Here is an 18793-nt window from a genome sequence, read left to right on the forward strand (position 1 = left end):
GGCGCTATCCCATCGCGTCGCAGTTGGCCTTGATGAACTCGAGGTGCCCCGGCATCACCTCGGCGGACCGGGCGATCACCGACTTGATCTCGGCCATGCGCTTGCGCAGCTCATCTTCACCCATCACCTCGACCATGGGGTCATAGCCCTTGGGCACGAGACCCTGGCCGACCATCACCGCGAACCATGAGGTGTCGTTGAACAGCTCTTCGTTCTCGCGGAAGATCCGGCCGTAGCTCTCGAACACCGCGATCTTGTCGGCCAGATAGTCGGGGACGCTCATTTCACGCAGATAGTCCCAGTAGGGGGTGTCGTTCCGCTGCGTGGCCTTGAAGTGCAGGATCAGAAAGTCGCGGATCTTCTCGTATTCGAAGGCCATCACCCGGTTGTAGCGGTCGATGTCGGGCTGGCGGAAATCGCGGTCGGGGAACATGGCCAACAGGCGGGCGATGCCCACCTGGATCAGGTGGATCGACTGGCTCTCCAGCGGCTCCATGAAACCGGCTGACAGGCCGATGGCGACCACATTGCGGTTCCAGCTCTTTTTGCGCCGGCCGGCGGTAAAGCGGATCTGGTTGGGCGCGGCCAGGGGCTCGCCGTCCAGATGGGCCAGCAGATAGGCGGTGGCCTCGTCTTCGCTAATGTGGGCGCTGGAATAGGCATAGCCGTTGCCCAGGCGATGCTGCAGCGGGATGCGCCATTGCCAGCCGGCCGGCCGGGCCGTGGCGCGGGTGACCGGCGCCATCGAGCCGCCCAGGGCGCAGGGCACGGCCACGGCCCGGTCATTGAGCAGCCACTGTGACCAGTCCTCATAGCCCGTCTGCAGGGCTCCTTCGATCAGCAGTCCCCGGAAGCCCGAGCAGTCGATGAACAGGTCGCCGTCGATGACATCGCCGCTCTCCAGCGTGACCGAGGTGACAAACCCCGTCTCGCCATGCTGCTGCACCGAGGCGATCTTGCCTTCCTGGCGCACGATGCCGCGCGCCTCGGCATAGTCGCGGAGAAACTTCGCATAGAGGCCGGCATCGAACTGGAAGGCGTAGGCGATCGAGCCCAGCGGCGAATTGGGCTGGCCGTTGGGGCGCATGAACCTGAGCTGCCGCGCCGCCAGGGCGTTGAGCGAATAGGCCCCCAGATCGTCTTCTTCGCCCATGGCCTGCAGCTTCAGCCAGTAGGCGTGAAACGACACCGCCTCCATGTCGATGCCATAGGGGCCGAACGGGTGATGATAGCTGTGGCCGATCTGCTTCCAGTCGACGAAGTCGATGCCCAGCTTGAAGGTGGCCTTGGTCTTCCGAACGAAATCGTTCTCATCCACCCCCAGCATGCGGTTGAAGATGTTGATCTGCGGGATGGTCGACTCGCCGACCCCGACCGTGCCGATGGCCTCGGACTCGACCAGGGTGACACTGGTCTGGCCGTCGCGAGTGAGGAAGCGGCCCAGAGCGGCGGCGGTCATCCAGCCGGCGGTTCCGCCGCCAACGATGACGACCTTGCGGAGGCGATTGACGCTGGTCATGAGGCTTTCTCGAAATCGGGCGAGGCGCAGTAGCGGGCAATGAAGGCTTCGTGGGTCGGCAGGGCCTCTGCCGTCTGGCGAACCAGGGCGGCCAGACGCTGCATCTGGCCGCGCACCAAGTGCTCGTCCAGGGTATCGACCAGCGGGTCATAGCCGCGCGGCCGGATGTTCTGACCCAGCATCACGGCGATCCAGGACGGCTCGGCGAACAGGTCATAGTCCGACTGGAACAGGCGGCCGAGTGCGGAAAATAGGTCGATCTTGCGTTGCAGGCTTTCCGGGATCGCCATCTCGCGGGCCTGTTTCCAATATGGCTCTGGCCGCTCGTTGGCCTTGAAGTGCAGGATGATGAAGTCGCGGATCAGCTCGGTCTGCAGGATGGTCAGGCGATTGTATTCGGCGATCTCGGCAGGATCGAAGCCACGATCAGGGAACAGGGCCAGAAGCTTGGTGATGCCGGCCTGGATCAGGTGGATGCTGGTGCTCTCCAGCGGCTCCAGAAAACCCGAGGCCAGGCCGATGGCCACGCAGTTCTTGACCCATATCTGTTTGCGGCGCCCGGCGCGGAACTTGATGAAATTGGGCTCGGCCAGGGCTGGACCATCCAGGGTGGCGCGCAGCCGGGCCACGGCGTCGTCATCGCTGATATGCTGGCTGGAATAGACATAGCCGTTGCCGGTGCGGTGCTGCAGCGCGATGCGCCAGCGCCAGCCCGCCGTATCGGCCGTGGCGCGGGTGTAGGGCGTCAGGCCATCGCCGCCAGTCTGGCAGGGCATCGCCACCGCCCGGTCATTGGGTAACCAGTGGCCCCAGTCCTCGAAGGGCGTGTCCAGCGCCTGATGGATCAGCAGACCCCGGAAGCCCGAGCAGTCGATGAACAGGTCGGCTTCGATCTCCAGTCCGCCGTCCAGGGTGACCGAGCTGATGAAGCCATCCTCGCCGCGCAGGGCAACATCGATTACCCGCCCCTCCTGCCGGACCACCCCGCGGGCTTCGGAATAGGTCCGCAGGAAGCGCGCATAGAGCCCGGCGTCGAAATGGAAGGCGTATTTCAGGCTGGACAGTACCTGGCCCGGGTCCTTGCTGGGCAGCATGAACTTGCCCATCCGCGCCGCTGTTGCCGACAGGTTGAAGTCGTCGATGGGCTGATCCGAGCCCTGGCTCTGGGCCTTCAGCCAGAACTGGTGAAACTTGATGGCCTCGATATCCAGGCCGAAACTGCCGAAGGGATGCAGGTAGCGCGAGCCGGGACGGGTCCAGTCGACGAACTCAATGGCCAGCTTGAAACTGGCCTTGGTGGCCTTCATGAACGCGGCTTCGTCGATGCCCAGCATCTGGTTGAAGGTGGTGATCGGCGGGATCGTTGCCTCGCCCACCCCGACCGTGGAGATGGCGTCACTCTCGATCAACGTGATCTGGACGTTCGTCAGCACCTTGGACAGGGCCGCCGCCGTCATCCAGCCGGCCGTACCACCGCCAACGATCAGCACCTTGCGGATGGGGTTCTGGGTCATCGGGCGGGACTTTCGAACAAGAACTCAGACATCGCCCGCCAGCGCCGATGCATGGGTCGGCAGACTCTCGGCCGTCTGGCGGAAGATCATCCGCATACGCTCCAGCAAAGCGCGCGCCCGGTCCAGCGGCATCCGGTCAGTCAGCGGGTCATAGCGTCGGGGCAGAACGCCATGGCCGATGAAGGTGGCGATCCAGTGGGGCTCCAGGAAGGTTTCCTCGTCATACATCACCACTCGCCCGCGGCTCTCGAACTGGGCCAGGCGATAGGCCAGCTTTTCGGGAACTTCGCCTTCGCGGCCCAGGTCCCAGATCGGCCCGTCGCGCCGCTGGCAAAGGCGATAATGGGCGATAGCCAGATCGCGGACCCGCAGCAGGGTCTCCTCGCCCAGGCGGTTGTATTCGGCCGCCGCCACCGCATGGTCGCCGGGGCGAGGGAACAGGGCGATCAGCCGGGTGACGCCGCTCTGGATCAGGTGCAGGTCGCTGGAGTCCAGGGCCTCGACCCCGCCCGCCGCCGCGCCGATGGCCACGCAGTTGCCGACCATCGATCGCGTCCGCCGGCCGTTGCGGAACGACAGGACCTCGGGCTCGGACAGGTCCTGAATGGGCAGGCCGACCTTGGCCGCGTTCAGCGCGGCCGCATCGCTGGTCAGGTCGCTGCGATAGACAAGGCCGCTATCCAGCCGGTCGCGCAGGGGGATGCGCCAGCGCCAGCCCTCGGCGGCGGCCTCGATCTCGGTCAGCGGCGGTGCGTCGCGGCGAGCCGGGGCGCTGATCCGCACCATCCGGTCGGCCGGCAGCAGGCGGGACCAGTCCTCGAAGGGCTCGGTGCCGATCAGCAGGGCGGCAGGCCCTGTGCAGTCGACGAAGAGATCCGCCTCGATGCGCTCACCGCTGGTCAGCACTACGGCGGCGATGTCACCCGTCTCGGCGCGAGGAGTCTCGGCGACCGCCCCATGCGAGACGGCAACGCCGCGCCGGGTCGCCAGGTCGCGCAGCACCCTCACATAGGCCCTCGCGTCCAGGTGCAGGCCATAGGCCATAGAAGACAGCGGCGAGCGCGGATCGGGGCTAGGCGGTGCAAAACGGCCCAACCGGGCAGCAACGGCGGCCAGGTTGAAATCATCCAGCGGCGGGGCGGAGCCCGACTGGCGCAGGCGCGTCCAGTAGTGGTGAAAGCCCACCCCTTCCAGACTGGCTCCCAGTTCGCCAAAGGCATTGCAGAAGCTTGTTCCCGGCGTCCAGTCGGCGAAGCGCGATCCCAGCTTGAAGGTCGCCTGGGTCGCGGCCATCAAGGCGGCTTCGTCCAGGCCCAGCAGGGCATGGAAGCTGCGCAGCGAGGGCAGGGCCGACAAGGCACCCCTGGGATCAGGACCGGTTTCCACCAGGCGGATCGCCGCCCGGCCGCCCGTCGCGCGGGCCAGGCCTGCTGCCGTCATCCAGCCCTCGACGCCTCCGCCGATGATGGCCACCCGGCCCAGGGGGAAGTTGTCTGCGCTCACGCCACGGCCCTTGCATCGCAGAAGCGTTCGATGAAGGCCTGGTGGGTCGGCATGGCCTGGGCAGTGCGCTCCACGGCGGTCTTCAACTCGGCCAGCAGGCGGGCGGCCTCAAGCGGATCGACGGTGTCGGCCATGGGGTCATAGCCGCTGGGGATCACCCCCTGGCCCAGATAGACCGCAAGCCAGGAGGGCTCCAGAAAGAAGCCGTCGCGGTACTTCACCACCATGCCCCGTTCGCGGAACAGCTCCATCTTGTAGGCCAGACTGTCAGGGATCGGCGCTGCGGCCTTGTCGCGCCAGAACGGCGAGTCGTCGCGCTGGGTGGCGTGGTAGTGCAGCACCAGGAAGTCGCGGATCCGCTCGAACTCCAGGTCCATGACCCGGTTGTATTCGTCCTGATCGGACTGAGCGCAGGCCTTGTCAGGAAATAGCTCCAGCAGGGTGGTGATGGCGACCTGGATCAGGTGGATGCTGGTGCTTTCCAGGGGTTCCAGGAAGCCCGAGGCTAGGCCGATGGCAACGACATTGCGATTCCACTGCTTCTTGCGCCGGCCGGTGGTGAAACGCAGGAAGCGCGGATCGGCCTGGGCCTTGCCGTCCAGCTTCTCCACCAGGGTGCGGGCTGCGTCATCGTCGCTGATATAGCTGCTGCAATAGACATAGCCGTTGCCGACCCGGTGCTGCAGCGGGATACGCCAGCGCCAGCCGGCGTCGTCCGAGGTGGCGCGGGTGTAGGGCGTTGGCGGACCGACCGACTCGCAGGGCACTGCGGCGGCGCGGTCGCACGGCAGCCAGTGGGTCCAGTCCTCATAGCCCGTCTTCAGGGCCTGCTCGATCAGCAGCCCCCGGAACCCTGAGCAGTCGATGAAAAGGTCGCCCTCGATCCGCCGGCCGTCCTCCAGCACTACGGCCTCGACGAAGCCGTCTTCGCCGCGCAGCGCCACGTCCTTGATCCTGCCCTCGGTGCGGGTGACGCCCCGAGCCTCCGAATAGGCGCGCAGATACTGGGCGTAGAGGCCGGCGTCGAACTGGTAGGCGTAGGAAAAGGTCGAAGCCAGCGAGCGCAGGTCGGGGGAGGGCGGGGCGAACTTGCCGGTGCGGGCCGCGATGATGGGCAGGCTGTAGGCCTCGACGTCGGCCGCTTCGCCCCGCTGGCGCGCCCGCAGCCAGTGCTGGTGAAAGGCCACCCCGCCGATGGGCTGACCAAATGCGCCGAAGGGGTGGATGTAGCTGTCGCCCTTCTTGCCCCAATCGCGAAACTCGATGCCCAGCTTGTAGGTCGCCTGGGTCCTGCGCATGAAGTCGGCCTCGTCGAGACCCAGCCTTGCATTGAAGTTGCGGATATGGGGCACGGTGGCCTCGCCCACACCGACAGTGCCGATCTCGGCCGACTCGACCAGTTCGATGGCTACGGACGAGTCGCCCAGCACGGCGCTGAGGCCGGCGGCGGTCATCCACCCGGCGGTTCCCCCGCCGACGATGACGATCCTTCCGATGCGGGCTTTCCCGTCGTCGTCCGTGGCCACGTTTCCTTCACTCCCCAGTTCGTTCTCTGCTGTCTCTACACGGACAGGCTTTTCGGGCGAAATTGCGCATTGTCAGCGTTGTCATCTGTCCAAATCATCGGACCACCGTGCCGTCCTTGAGGTCCGATGTCAGACCAATGTGAGCGCTCCCTCGAGACAATTGTACTATTTATGCACGTTTGTTTGGCTTTTTCCGAGCGATAGCCTGACCGGATGACCATCGGCCGCCCCATCGCTACGTGACCGCCGTCATGAAGGCAACGCTTGACGGCGGAGCGATCCTCCATATGATCTGACCAATAATGGTCACGGTAACATGGCCAATGGTAGCGCTACCTAAGCTACAAAATTTTGGGGAGGTGAATTCTATGGACTCAGTTCGTGGCCTGCGCGTCGAGCGCGGACGCTATTCCTTCATGGCAGGGCTGAAGCATGGCGCTTCGGTTGTGGCCCTGGGCGCGGCGATGTTCGCCGTCCCGGCGTTTGCCCAGACCCCCGCCAAGGCCGATGATTCCCAGGTCGTCGACGAGGTCGTCGTCACCAGCATCCGCCAGAGCCTGAAGAGCTCGCAGGCGCTCAAGCAATCGTCCGAAGTTATCGGTGACTCGATCACCGCTGAAGACATCGGCGCTCTGCCAGACCGTTCGGTCACCGAGGCCCTGTCGCGGGTGCCCGGTGTGTCGATCAACCGCTTCGCCGCCGGCGTCGATCCCGACCACTTCTCGGTCGAAGGCAGCGGCGTGGTCGTGCGCGGTCTGAACTTCGTTCGTTCTGAGCTGAACGGCCGCGACAGCTTCACCGCCAACAACGGCCGCGGCCTCAGCTTTGCCGACGTGCCGTCGGAACTGATGGGCGGCGTCGACGTGTTCAAGAGCCCTTCGGCCGACATGATCGAAGGCGGCATCTCGGGCACCGTCAATCTGCGCACCCGCCTGCCGTTCGACAGCAGCGGCCGCCGGATCGCGGTATCGGCCGAAGCCAGCTATGGCGACATGGCCAAGTCGTGGACGCCGACCTATTCGGCCATGATCAGCGACCGTTTTGAAACCAATATCGGCGAGCTCGGCTTCCTGGTCAGCTATGTCAATTCCGAGCTGGCGACCCGCAGCAATGCGATCCAGGCGTCCAACTTCGGCTGCCGCACCAACCTGGGGGTCTCGCCTGCCGACTGCGGCAACGGGACCAAGGGCGTGTGGTTCCCGCGCGGCGCGGCGATGCGTTCCACCGACAGCGAGCGTACCCGCGAGGGTCAGGCCGCCGCAGTTCAGTGGAAGAGCAATGACGGCACCATGCAGGCCGCCTTCCAGTACCTGCGCTCGGAATCGACCACCAAGTGGACTGAGCACGCGATCGAAATCGCCACCGACAACGTCGCCGGCAATGGTGACTCGCGCCCGGTGGACGGCACCACCTTTACGTTTGACAACAACGGCATCTTCACCAACGGCATCATCACCGGCAACACCGGATGGCGCGCCGACCAGACCGGCTCTGATCCGCGTACGCCGATCAACGGCCTGCAGTCGAACAATGTTCGTCGTGACGAAGACAACACGAACATGACGACGGACTACGGCTTCAACTTCAAGTGGACGCCGAACGACAACTGGGGCTTCCAGTTTGACGCGCAACACGTCGACTCCAAGGTCGATGCGATCAGCATGGGCCTGTGGGGTTCGACCTTCCAGAACGCTTCGATCAAGCTGAATGGAAACGACCTGCCGACGGTGCAGTTCTCGGCCCCCGCCAGCGGTCTGACCCAGTCCAACTGCCTGCCTTTCCGGGGCAATTGTCCGTCCTACGCCCGGGCTGATCACAGCGCCCTGTCTGACCCGTACAACAACTTCTGGCGCTCGGCGATGGACCACATCGAGGCGTCGGAAGGCACCGAAGATGCGGTCAAGTTCGACGTTGAATACAAGTTCAACGACGACAGCTGGTTCGACTCGGTGAAGGCCGGTGTGCGTTGGGCCGAGCGCGATCAGACCACGCGCTTCTCGTCCTATAACTGGGGTGTGCTCAGCGAAGTCTGGGGCAGCGGCGGCCCGGTGTGGATGAGCGACCAGATCAACGGCTCGCCCACCACCAGCGGCGGCAGCGACAGCACCAGCAAGGTCGCGCTGTTCGGCTTCGACAACTTCATGCGTGGCCAGACTCCGCTGCCGACCGGCACCGAGGCTCGCCTGTTCTATACCGGCAATCTCGCGTCCGACTACAAGGCGGCGTCTGACTTCGCCCTGTCGATCGGCGATGAGTGGCGCACGCGCCTTGCAGGGGGCTGCCCGCAGAACTGGGTGCCTCTGGCCCAGCGTTGCGGCGTCGTCGCCGGTACGCCGTATCGCCCGCAGGAAATCAATCCGATCAACGAGGTCACCCAGTCGGCCTATCTGATGACGCGCTTCAAGGGCGACATCGGCGAAGCCCGGGTCACCGGCAATGTCGGCCTGCGCTATACGACCACCACCCGCGAAAGCAGCGGCTTCCTGGCCTTCCCGATCTCTACGGGTCTGGCGACCGAAGCCGACTGTACGAAGGCCTTCACCGACTGGCAGGCCCTGCCCGAACCCAAGGCGGCCTTCAATCCGTCGTCCTTCTGTGGTTTGACGCCGGCTGTCCGCGCCAATGCCAGGTCGTGGGCGAACGGGGCGACCGTTGCCAGCACCATCAAGACCGACTTCGACTACTGGCTGCCCAGCCTGAACGTCAAAGTCGCGATGCCGAACGGCCTGCAATATCGTCTGGGCCTGTCCAAGACGGTTACGCCGCCTGAAATCGGCCTGGTGCGCAACTATCTGAACCTGGCACTGAACACCAACAGCGATGGTATCAGCAACGGCGCGCCCAGCGGTAACGTCGTGGTTGGTAACCCCGCCCTGAAGCCGACCCAGTCGAGCAATATTGACGCGTCCGTTGAGTGGTACTTCGACACCGTCGGGTCGGTGACGCTGGCCATGTTCTACAAAGAACTGACCGACGTGGCCTTCAACAGCACCCGGCGGGTCCCGTACACCAACAACGGTGCCACCTTCGACGTCGTGGTCACCCAACCGGGCAACTCGGACAAGAAGGCTACGGTCAAGGGCTTCGAGATCGGCTATCAGCAGTTCTACGACTTCCTGCCCAAGCCGCTGGACGGGTTCGGCATCAACGCCAACTACAGCTACATCGACAGCAAGGGCGTTCCGCAAAGCACCCTGTCGGCCACCGACCCCGATGTCGGCGCCGGCCGTGTGACGACGGTGGATACCAGCAAGCTGCCGCTGCAGGGCCTGTCCACGCACAACGCCAACTTCGCGGCCATCTACGAGAAGGGCAAGGTCTCGGCCCGTCTGGCCTATAACTGGCGCTCGGACTTCCTGCTGACCGTCCGTGACGTGATCATTCCCTATGCCCCGATCATGAACGAGGCCACCGGCCAACTGGACGGTTCGTTCTTCTACACCGTCAATCCGAAGGTGAAGATCGGCGTCCAGGGCGTGAACCTGCTGAACGAAACCACCAGAACGACCCAGGTCCTCAACAGCAGCCTGCTGAAGACCGGCCGCTCGTGGTTCATGAACGACCGCCGCTACACCTTCGTGATGCGCGCGAGCTTCTAGTTTCGGAAGCGCCGCGCTGGTTTGGGCTCCCCTGAACCGGCGCGGACCTCCGGAAGCGAGCCTGGCCTCCAACGGGCTCGTCGATTTCTGCTGACTTTTCCCCGCGCATCGTCCCCGGCGGTGCGCGGTTTTTCTTGAAAGGCGCTGGGAAGATGATCACCCCCGGACTGACTCGCCGCCAGACCTTCGCCCTGGGCGCTGCCGCGGCGACCCTTGCGGCTACACCGGCCCTGGCGGCCTCATCCTTCCCGACCCCGTCTCTCGCCAGCCTCGCCAAGGCCAAGGGCATCCTGTTCGGCAGCGCCGTGGGTGCCGGCCCGGTGGGCTCGATCACGGGCTCGTTCGAGGATGCACAGTATCGCGCGATCCTGGCCCACGAATGCGGCGTGCTGGTGCCCGAGAACGAGCTGAAGTGGTATGTGATCCGCGCGGCGGGGCCCCAGGCCTTTGACTTTTCGCGGGCCGACCGCATCGCCGCCTTTGCCAAGGCCAACGGCCAGGCGCTACGCGGCCACACCCTGGTCTGGCACCACCCGCAGTGGTTCCCCGGCTGGATCAAGACCCATGATTTTGGACCCCAGCCCAAGGCGGCGGCCCAGGCCATGCTGGTCGAGCATATCGACCGTGTCTGCCAGCACTATCCGCAGATGATCTCGTGGGACGTGGTCAACGAGACAGTCGATCCGGCCGACGGCTCGCTGCGCAAGACCGTCTTCTCCGACATTCTGGGTCAGCACGAGACCCTCGACCTGTGCTTCCACACCGCCCGCGCCGCCGCCCCCAAGGCGCGTCTCGTCTATAACGACTATATGAGCTGGGAAGTCGGCAACGAGAAGCACCGGTATGGCGTGCTCAAGCTGCTCGAGGGCTTCCGCAAGCGCGGCACGCCCATCGACGCCCTGGGCATCCAGGCCCATATCGGCGCGGAAAATGCCGACACCTTCACCGGGTTCGGCAAGCCGCAGGAAAAGGAATGGCAAGCCTTCATCAATGAGGCGACCGGCATGGGCTATGACCTGCTGATCACCGAGTTCGACGTTCACGACAAGGGACTGCCCTATGACTTCGCCGTGCGCGACGCGGCGGTGGCGGCCTATGCCAAGGCCTATCTCGACATGATGCTGTCCTATCGCCAGACCAAGGAGGTCCTGGCCTGGGGCATGGTCGACAAATATTCCTGGCTGCAGAACCAGTGGCTGCGCGAGGACAAGAAGCCCAAGCGCCCGACCCTCTATGACGACAGCTATCAGCCCAAGGCCCTGCGCGAGGCTGTGGCCGCAGCGCTGAAGGCGGCGCCCGCGCGCTAACGGCCGGCGCTGCAGGCCACCTCCTGGCTGCTTCGCAGCCGTCCTCCTCCTCCGGGAGAGGAGCGCGCAGCGCGGAGGGGGAAGTGACAACTCAGTGGAGCTTTCCAATGATCCGCCCGACCCTGACCGCGCTGGCCCTGATCCTGTCCGTAACAGCCGCCAACGCCGCGCCCAAACCTGGCCAGGCCGAGTTCCGCAACTTCACCTATGAAGGTGCCGATCCGGTCGATACGCAGGTCAAGCTCGCTCCCGGCCAGTACCGCAACCCGATCCTGAACGGCTTTTACCCCGACCCCAGCGTCACGCGGGTGGGCAAGGACTACTATCTGGTCAATTCGACCTTTGCGTACTTCCCGGGCATCCCGGTGTGGCATTCCACCGACCTCGTCCATTGGCAGCAGATCGGCAACGCCATCGACCGACCCGGCATGCTGGACTTCAAGCGCCTGGGCGTCTCGCGCGCTGTATTTGCCCCGGCCATTGAGGAGCACGAAGGTACGTTCTACATCCTAAACACCTGCGTCGACTGCCGGGGCAACTTCCTGATAACGGCGAAGGATCCCAAGGGGCCGTGGTCGGATCCGGTGTGGTTGCCCGGCGTGGGCGGCATCGACACCTCGCTGTTCTTCGACGACGACGGCCGTGCATGGATCGTCAACAATGACGCGCCGCCCGGGCCGGTCGAGTACAGCGGCCATCGCGCCATCTGGATCCAGGAATACGACCCCAAGGCCCAGGTGATGATCGGCCCACGGACCGTACTGCTGGACAAGGGCGTCGATCCCTCCACCAAGCCCATCTGGCCCGAGGGGCCGCATATCCTGAAGAAGGACGGCTGGTACTATCTGACCGCCGCCGAGGGCGGAACGGCCGAGGGGCACAGTCAGGTCGCCCTGCGGTCCAGGAGCGTCGCCGGCCCCTATACGCCCTACGCCAGCAACCCGATCCTGACCCAGCGCGGCCTGCCGAAAGACCGCATGCTGCCGATCACCTCGGCGGGGCACGCCGACATCGTCGACACCCCCGACGGCCAGTGGTGGGCCACCTTCCTGGCCGTGCGCCCCTATGGCGACGACCTCTACAACACGGGCCGCGAGACCTTCCTGCTGCCGGTCGAATGGAAGGACGGCTGGCCGGTGATCCTCGAGAACGGCAAGACCATCCCCTATGCGGCGAAGGCCCCGAACCTGCCTGCGCCGAAGGTCCTGCCGCCGCCTACCGCCGGAGCGTTCAAGGCGGCCGAGACCTTCACGGGGCCCGACCTGCCGCTGAACTGGATGACCCTGCGCATTCCCACCGAGCGCTGGTGGTCGGTGAGCAAGGGCGCGCTGACCCTGCGGGCCCGCCCCGACAAGCTGACCGACCAGCCCTCGTTCTGGGGGCGGCGTCAGCAGCATGCGAATGCTTCGGCGCAGGTCACGGTTAGCTTTTCACCCAAGGCCGATGGCGATCGCGCAGGCCTGACGGCCCTGCAGAGCGATGAGTTCTACTATTTCCTGGGTGTGGTCGGCTCTGCCGGCAAGCCCGTTCTACGCCTTGAGCGCAGGGCAGGGGCCAGCGACCCCGTCGATGGCGTGGTGGTGGCGGAAACGCCGTTGGTCGGCGCGGGTCCGGTGGACCTGAAGATCACCGCCCGGGGCGGGGAATACGACTTTGCCTACGCCGTGAAGCCGGGCGACTGGAAGGTCCTGAAGGCCGGCGCGGATGGAACGATGCTCAGCACCCGAAAGGCTGGCGGCTTCGTCGGGGCGATGTTCGGCGTCTATGCGAACGGCAAATGAGAACCCTTCCCCCTTGATGGTGTTTGGACCGGGGACATCCGTGACAGGTGTTCGGAGACATCCGTGACACATTTTCCGATCTCAGAGGGAGGTCGGGATGCCGTTCACGGGGGTGTCTGCGATGGATCGCAAACGGGAGTTTGTACGGCTGGCCTTGGTTGAAGGCTGTAACAGGCGGGAGCTTTGCCGGCGGTTCGGGGTCAGCGCGACGCTGGGCTACCGGCTCATGGCGCGCTATCGGGAGCAAGGCGATGCGGGCCTTGAGGCGCGATCTCGCCGACCGCGGACCTCGCCCCGGCGCACGGAGACGGCGGTTGAGGATGCGACGCTTCAGGTCCGTGCGGAGCATCCGGCCTGGGGTGGCCGCAAGATCGCGGCGGTGCTGCGGCGTGAGGGGCTTGAGGCTCCAGCCCCCTCGACGGTAACCCAGATCCTGCGCCGGGGTGGTGTGGCGCTGGGCGGTGAAGGCGGCGGCGCTCAGCCTTTCATCCGCTTCGAGCATCCCCAGCCCAACGATCTGTGGCAGATGGACTTCAAGGGCCACGTGGCCCTGGGCTCAGGGCGACTGCATCCCCTGACGGTGCTGGACGACCACTCGAGGTTTGCCGTGGTCTTGGCCGCCTGCGCCAACCAGAAGACCCAGACCGTCAAGGATCAACTGATCCAGGCCTTTACGCGCTATGGTCTGCCCTGGCGCATCGCCACCGACAACGGCTCGCCCTGGGGCAACGGCCCCGGCGATCCCTACACCCCGCTGGGCGTGTGGCTGATCGAGCTGGGCGTGCGCATCAGCCACTCCCGGCCCTATCATCCCCAGACCTTGGGCAAGGACGAGCGCTTCCATCGCACCCTAAAGGCCGAGGCCCTGAGCACCCCCTTCGAGACCCTCGACCATGCGGCCCGCGCGCTCGATCACTGGCGCGACATCTACAATCTGGTCCGGCCTCACCAGGCCCTGGACATGGCGGTTCCCGTCGATCGCTACCGACACAGTCCAAGGCCCTACCAGCCCGTCATCCCGCCCTTCGAGTACGGACCCGACGACCAGGTTCGCCGGGTCCAGCAAGGGGGCCATCTCAGTTTTGCCAACCGTCCGCTCAAGGTCCCAAAAGCCTTCGCTGGAAAAGCTGTCGCCCTGCGAGCCACCCAGACCGATGGCGTCTTCGACGTCTTCTTCCAGACCCAACGTCTCAAAACCATCGACCTGAGGACCGCAAAATAGCATCCTCAACCTGTCACGGATGTCTCCGAACACCTGTCACGGATGTCCCCGGTCCAAACAGATGGGGGAAGGGCAGGGATGGGGGTGAACGCGAAGCGTTCAACCGCTGTCGGACGTCGGCGAGGCGGATTGAGGTTGAACCGCCGAGGTCACCCCCATCCCCGACCCTTTCCCCATCAAGGGGGAAGGGAGATCAATACCGATACAGCTTCACCCGCTGCGTCTGGAACCTGCCCGGCTCCAGGCGCACATGGCGGCCCTGGTGGGTTTCGTCGCCGTTCAGCCAGCGGCCCTCGACCCATTTGCCATCAACGAACTGGCCCTCGGTCACCTTTTCCAGCCCCACGCCTTCGCCGAAGGTCAGGGTGACGCCGGCCCCGGCGACCAGGAACTCGTCGGGCGACAGCTGGATCAGCAGACCGCCGTGCGCCGCGTAGGTCTGCTTGTCCTTGGGCGTCCAGGGATCGACGAAGGTGACCTTCACAGGCCAGTCGCCCATCTTCAGATTCTGGGGCGTTTCATCGACAACGCCCTCGAAGCTGACCGGAGGGCGGAAGCCGCGCATGGTGCCCTTGCCCTGGTTGGCCAGGATAATCGGCGTCAACTGCCGCAGCAGGGCATAGGCTCCGGAGAGCGGATTGCGAGCCGGATCCTCGACGTTTTCGATGGAGAAGGGTGAGAAGCCGATCGCGTCGTGCTGGCCGAAGGTCCAGAATGCATTGGCCGGAGCCTCGACCTTTCCGGCCCGGTCGGCTTCGGGAATGAACAGCGGATTGCCCGGCCGGTCATACTGCGCGGCCCAGTGGGTAAAGTCGGGATAGTAGATGTCGGGGGCCTGAAATACCGACGGCGCGGCCGCTTTCCAGATCTCATAGAGGTGGGGCAGGGGGCCGGCGCTGGGATAGCCGCCAGGCGCAACGCCCGGCTTGTTCAGCGCCGCATTGACGTACATTGGCAGCGGGTAGGCCTTCTGGCCGGCGCTGGCCAGGCCCTCGACAAAGCGGCCATAGGTCCAGGCCTGCCAGAGCTCGTCAGTCGCATCGCTCTTGCCGAACACCTGCTCCCAGTTGCCCGTGCCGGTCTTGCCTGTCGCCTTAAGCACTGCGGCGGGAACCGGCTTCTTGAAGTCGGCCTCTGCCAGCGGACCGTGGTCGCGGGCCGAGGGCAGCATGCCGATTTCGTTTTCGATCTGGACCATCAGCACGGTACGCTTTTCGCCATCAACGGCCTTGAGGTGCGTCATCAGGGCGGCAAAAGCGCGGGTATCGGCGGCGAGGGTGGCCGGACTTGAGGCGGACAGGATCTCTTGCACCTTGCCCTGCGCCGAGTAGGCGAGGGGGAAGCGCTTGCCGTCGCGTTTCACCCAGGCCGGGGTGTAGGTCGACATGCTGTTTTTCCAGGCCCCGAACCACAGCAGGACCAGCCGCATATCGTTAGCGCGCGCCTGGGCGATCACACCATCGATCACCGTGAAATCGAACTTGCCCTCGACCGGCTCGATCTGGTCCCACTCGACCGGGGCCAGCACGGTATTGAGGTTCAAGGCTTTCAGGGTCGGCCACTGCCTTTGCAGATTGGGCAGGCTGGAGGCGGTGGAATTGCCCAGTTCGCCCCCCAGGATCAGAAACGGCTTGCCGTCGACCAGCAGTTGGGTCGCGTCGCCTTGGGGAGCCAGGCGGGGAATCTCTTCGGCTTGGGCCGGGGCGAGAAGCAGGGCGGATAGCGCCAGGGCGCTCAAGGTTTGGATCAGGTTTCGCATCGGTGGTCAGATGACTTCATGATGCTTGTAAGATCAATCACGAAGATGGCCCTGGCTGAGGATTTTCTGCCGGTCAGGCAGGTCTTGGCTCAGCGGGGCCCGGCGACGATGGCCGACCATCGCCAGATGCTGGATCACCTGGGTATCAAGCGCCTGCGCCCCGGCGTCGGCGGCAAGAACCAGACTGGGACCATTGGCGTCACCCATGGCGAGGCCAAGGGAGGGCTATCCACTCTTAGCCTGGCAGCAGCATGAGCGCGGCGCTGAGGTGGAGCCTAATCGGCCCAGCTTTCTGCGCTTCGCTGCATAATAGTGGGAGTCCGGAGACCGCCTTCCCCCGCTGGGGAAAGGCGGCTCCATTATAGTCTAGCTGGCTGGCCGCGCCGCCGGCTGGGTCCCCGGCGTCGGGAACGAGAAGAACACCTTGCGGAAGCTGACCCGAACGGTGCGCCCACGCGGGTCGAGATAGTCTTCCTGATAGGTGATCGGGGTGGAGCCGTCGGGCGCACGCACCGTCTGCTTGGCGTCGAAGAGGTTGTCGATCGAGGCGCTGACCCGCGCGCCGCGCCAGAACGGCTTGCCGCGCAGGGCCGGCTGCAGACCCAGATCGGCGAACAGGCGCAGGTTGACGGTGGTCAGACCTGAGAATTCGAGGTCCTGCGATCCCGTCGTGCCGCTGCCGCGCACTGTGGTGCCCTCTTGCCAGCTGGCATTCATCGAAGCCCCCAGGCCATTTCGGCTGAAGTTGGTCTGCAGGTCGATCTGGTTCTTGGGTGTGCCCCCGCTTGAACCCAGGGACGCGCCGTTCAGCAGATCCAGCTTTGCCAGGCCGGGCCGAATGGTGATGTCGTCCTGGAACTTGACGGTGTGATAGAGGCCAATCTGAAGTACGCCGCCACCGGGAGGCGGGCCGCCAAATCCTCGCCCGCCAAATCCGCCTCCCGGACCGCCGGGGCTCTGACCTGCGCCGCTCGCCTCGGGGGGCGGGGTGAAGCCTTCCGGCGGTGGCCCCTGCAAGGCGCTGGTCGTCGGGGCACCCGCCGTTGGGGCTCCGGCCTGACCTGACCGCGCCGCGCCGGCACTCGCTGGATTCGGCGTTGCGCCTGTCTGGCCGGCGGCGGCTGTTTGCTGCTGGCCCTGACCGGTGCGCTGGCTGGGCTGTGGTTGGGGGCCGAAAGACTTGCGGAAGGTAAAGCCCGTCCGCAGTTCCTCGGTATCGCGCCGGTCAAAGTTCACTGGTCGGGCATCGATCTGGATCAGCGCGCCCGAGGCGTTGCGGATGAACCGCTCGGGGAAGGCGTCCTCGATCTGGCTGGTGGCCGTGGGGAAGCTGGAGATCAGGTCGTTGGTGCGCGAGCCGACATAGTTCGTCGACAGCGTCAGGTCATTGGTAGCTTTCAGGTTCAGGCCCAGCTTCAGAACCCGGCTTTCCTTCTCTTTCAGGAATGGGTTGCCGCCGGTCAGGCGCGAGACCACAGCCGCTTCGCCGCGCTTGAAGTCATAGACCTGGACGCCGGGAGTCAGTTGCTCGGGGTCGCCGATCTGCGACAGGCTGGGGGCACCTTCGTCGTGGGTGACCGAGGCGATCAGGCGGATCTTGTCGGTTGGGCCCCAGCTGGCCCCATAGCCCAGGGTGGTGAGCCCGCCGAAGTCGGACAGGTTTTCGGTCGCCAGATTGAAGTTCACCGACAGGTCGCCCAGGGCGGCCAGTACATCATTGCGACGGCTTGTCAGGGGAAGGTCGAGATTGAACCGCGCCTTGGCCGTGTCGCGCGACAGTTCGCCCGAGCGGGCTACGCCCGCCCGCACTGAGTCGCTCTCCAGCTTCAGGGTCTCCAGCCCGCCGGTGACGGTGGTCGAGACAGCGCCGGCCGGGATGCGAAACAGCGTGCCGCTCAGATCGATCTGGGTGTCGGCCGAGGTCGTCAGCGAATTGGAGATGTCACTATAGCCCACCCCGCCGATCACCCGATCGGTGGTGCTGTCGGACTTGGCGCGGTCGGCATTGGCGGTCAGGTTCCAGCGCCAGCCCTTGATCGCACCGACCATGCCGCCGCCGACATGGCCGCTGAGGCTTTCGGCCTGGCGACGCAGAGGGCCGCTGGCCAGGGTGTTGCGGCCTAGCCAACTGGTGGTGTCGGTGCCTTCGATGCTGGCGTTGAGCGTGCCCGACACCCCATTGCCCAGTGGGCGCGAGACGACGGCGTTCAGGGCGCCGGTGGTCTGGCTTGGGATCAGGCTGCGGAAGGCCGCGTCGCTACGCGGCTGGGCGAGGTCGCGCTCGGTCTCCAGCAGCCGGCTCTGGCTGGTCAGCTTGCCGTCGACCAGGAAGCGGTTATTGCCCTGGATGCGCAGCTGATTGATCTTCAGATCGCCGACATCGCCGCCGCCGTCGTCGGTGGAGGCCTTATAGCCGGCTTCGGCGGTGATGGCGTTGAAGCGGCGGCGCAGCACCAGGTTCACCACCTTCTGGTTGGCGCTGTAGCCGTACTTCAGGGCGACTTCCTCGGGCAGGATGTCGACGCGGGCAATGGCTTCGGTGGGCAGGTCGCGTACTTCGGCGAAGCTGGAAATCCGCGCGCCATTGACCAGGATCACCGGTCGGCCGCCGGCCTCGCCGCCGCGTCCTGTCGAGGTCTGGGGTTCAAGGGCGGTGATCAGTTCCGCGACGCTGGACACGCCATAGGCCCGGATGTCGCGCGAGGTCAGCTGCAGTTCGGGCGGGATGTCGCCGATCACCGACCCGGGCTGCTGGCGGCTGGCCGTGACGGTTACGGCTTCGACCTCGACTTCTTCATCCAAGTGATCGGGGGCGCGCGTTTGCGCGGCACGGGTCTCCTGCGCCAGGGCCTGGCCGGCCAACAGCGCAGCCGACACGCCCAGCATCATCGTCAGGCGCCGGCGGTGCGACGTTGGGCACACCAGGTCCCGGCTCTTGTTGGTCTGCAAGAAATAACCTCCACTCGATCCGACCCACTAGTCGAACCTATCCTGTGCCGCCCTTCTCTTTCATGATTGTTGCGTGTCCATTTCGGGGCAGGTGAAGAGTGTTTCGACGATGTC

At 65.2% G+C, this 18793-nt stretch carries 11 protein-coding genes; 5 read left to right on the forward strand and 6 right to left on the reverse strand.

What is annotated here, in order from left to right; genetic code table 11:
• Nucleotides 1–4: 4 nt before the first annotated feature.
• The 4 genes from ACW179_RS10780 to ACW179_RS10795 are packed head-to-tail and all read right to left on the reverse strand — an operon-like array spanning nucleotide 5 to nucleotide 5990.
• Nucleotides 5–1519 (reverse strand): tryptophan halogenase family protein, encoded by a 1515-nt coding sequence (locus ACW179_RS10780; protein WP_492059520.1) that lies wholly within the window; start codon nucleotides 1517–1519, stop codon nucleotides 5–7.
• The gene (locus ACW179_RS10785) at nucleotides 1516–3033 is read right to left on the reverse strand and encodes a tryptophan halogenase family protein (protein ID WP_492059521.1); all 1518 of its coding nucleotides are present in this window, start codon (nucleotides 3031–3033) and stop codon (nucleotides 1516–1518) included. Before ACW179_RS10785 ends, ACW179_RS10780 begins: the two co-directional genes overlap by 4 nt.
• Nucleotides 3034–3057: 24 nt before the next feature.
• Nucleotides 3058–4536, reverse strand: coding sequence for a tryptophan halogenase family protein (locus tag ACW179_RS10790; RefSeq protein ID WP_492059522.1), 1479 nt, complete (start codon nucleotides 4534–4536; stop codon nucleotides 3058–3060).
• Entirely contained in the window at nucleotides 4533–5990 is a 1458-nt protein-coding gene (locus ACW179_RS10795; RefSeq protein WP_492064294.1) for a tryptophan halogenase family protein, read from the reverse strand. The genes ACW179_RS10790 and ACW179_RS10795 overlap by 4 nt, the downstream gene beginning before the upstream one ends.
• A 440-nt stretch (nucleotides 5991–6430) precedes the next feature.
• On the opposite strand from ACW179_RS10795, the gene ACW179_RS10800 reads away from it, so the two are divergent.
• From ACW179_RS10800 to ACW179_RS10815, 4 genes are all read left to right on the forward strand, one after another.
• Nucleotides 6431–9661 carry a TonB-dependent receptor gene (locus ACW179_RS10800; RefSeq protein ID WP_492059523.1) on the forward strand — a complete coding sequence of 1077 codons (3231 nt, stop codon included), beginning with the start codon at nucleotides 6431–6433 and terminating at the stop codon, nucleotides 9659–9661.
• 152 nt (nucleotides 9662–9813) lie between these two features.
• Complete coding sequence (locus ACW179_RS10805) at nucleotides 9814–10968, forward strand: endo-1,4-beta-xylanase (RefSeq protein ID WP_492059524.1); 1155 nt, start codon at nucleotides 9814–9816, stop codon at nucleotides 10966–10968.
• A 107-nt stretch (nucleotides 10969–11075) separates the two neighbouring features.
• Nucleotides 11076–12749 (forward strand): glycoside hydrolase family 43 protein, encoded by a 1674-nt coding sequence (locus ACW179_RS10810; protein ID WP_492059525.1) that lies wholly within the window; start codon nucleotides 11076–11078, stop codon nucleotides 12747–12749.
• 97 nt (nucleotides 12750–12846) lie between these two features.
• Complete coding sequence (locus ACW179_RS10815) at nucleotides 12847–13971, forward strand: IS481 family transposase (RefSeq protein WP_492059470.1); 1125 nt, start codon at nucleotides 12847–12849, stop codon at nucleotides 13969–13971.
• 193 nt (nucleotides 13972–14164) lie between these two features.
• On the opposite strand, the gene ACW179_RS10820 is transcribed toward ACW179_RS10815, so the two are convergent.
• Nucleotides 14165–15730, reverse strand: coding sequence for a GH35 family beta-galactosidase (locus ACW179_RS10820; protein WP_492059526.1), 1566 nt, complete (start codon nucleotides 15728–15730; stop codon nucleotides 14165–14167).
• 45 nt (nucleotides 15731–15775) lie between these two features.
• Between ACW179_RS10820 and ACW179_RS10825 the strand changes: the two genes are divergently transcribed.
• Nucleotides 15776–15985 carry a hypothetical protein gene (locus ACW179_RS10825; protein ID WP_492059527.1) on the forward strand — a complete coding sequence of 70 codons (210 nt, stop codon included), beginning with the start codon at nucleotides 15776–15778 and terminating at the stop codon, nucleotides 15983–15985.
• Between the two features lie 111 nt (nucleotides 15986–16096).
• Here the strand turns inward: ACW179_RS10825 and ACW179_RS10830 are convergent, their stop codons facing one another.
• Nucleotides 16097–18679 carry a porin family protein gene (locus ACW179_RS10830; protein ID WP_492059528.1) on the reverse strand — a complete coding sequence of 861 codons (2583 nt, stop codon included), beginning with the start codon at nucleotides 18677–18679 and terminating at the stop codon, nucleotides 16097–16099.
• Between the last annotated feature and the right edge of the window lie 114 nt (nucleotides 18680–18793).

It is taken from the genome of Caulobacter sp. AVps18 (assembly GCF_058681425.1).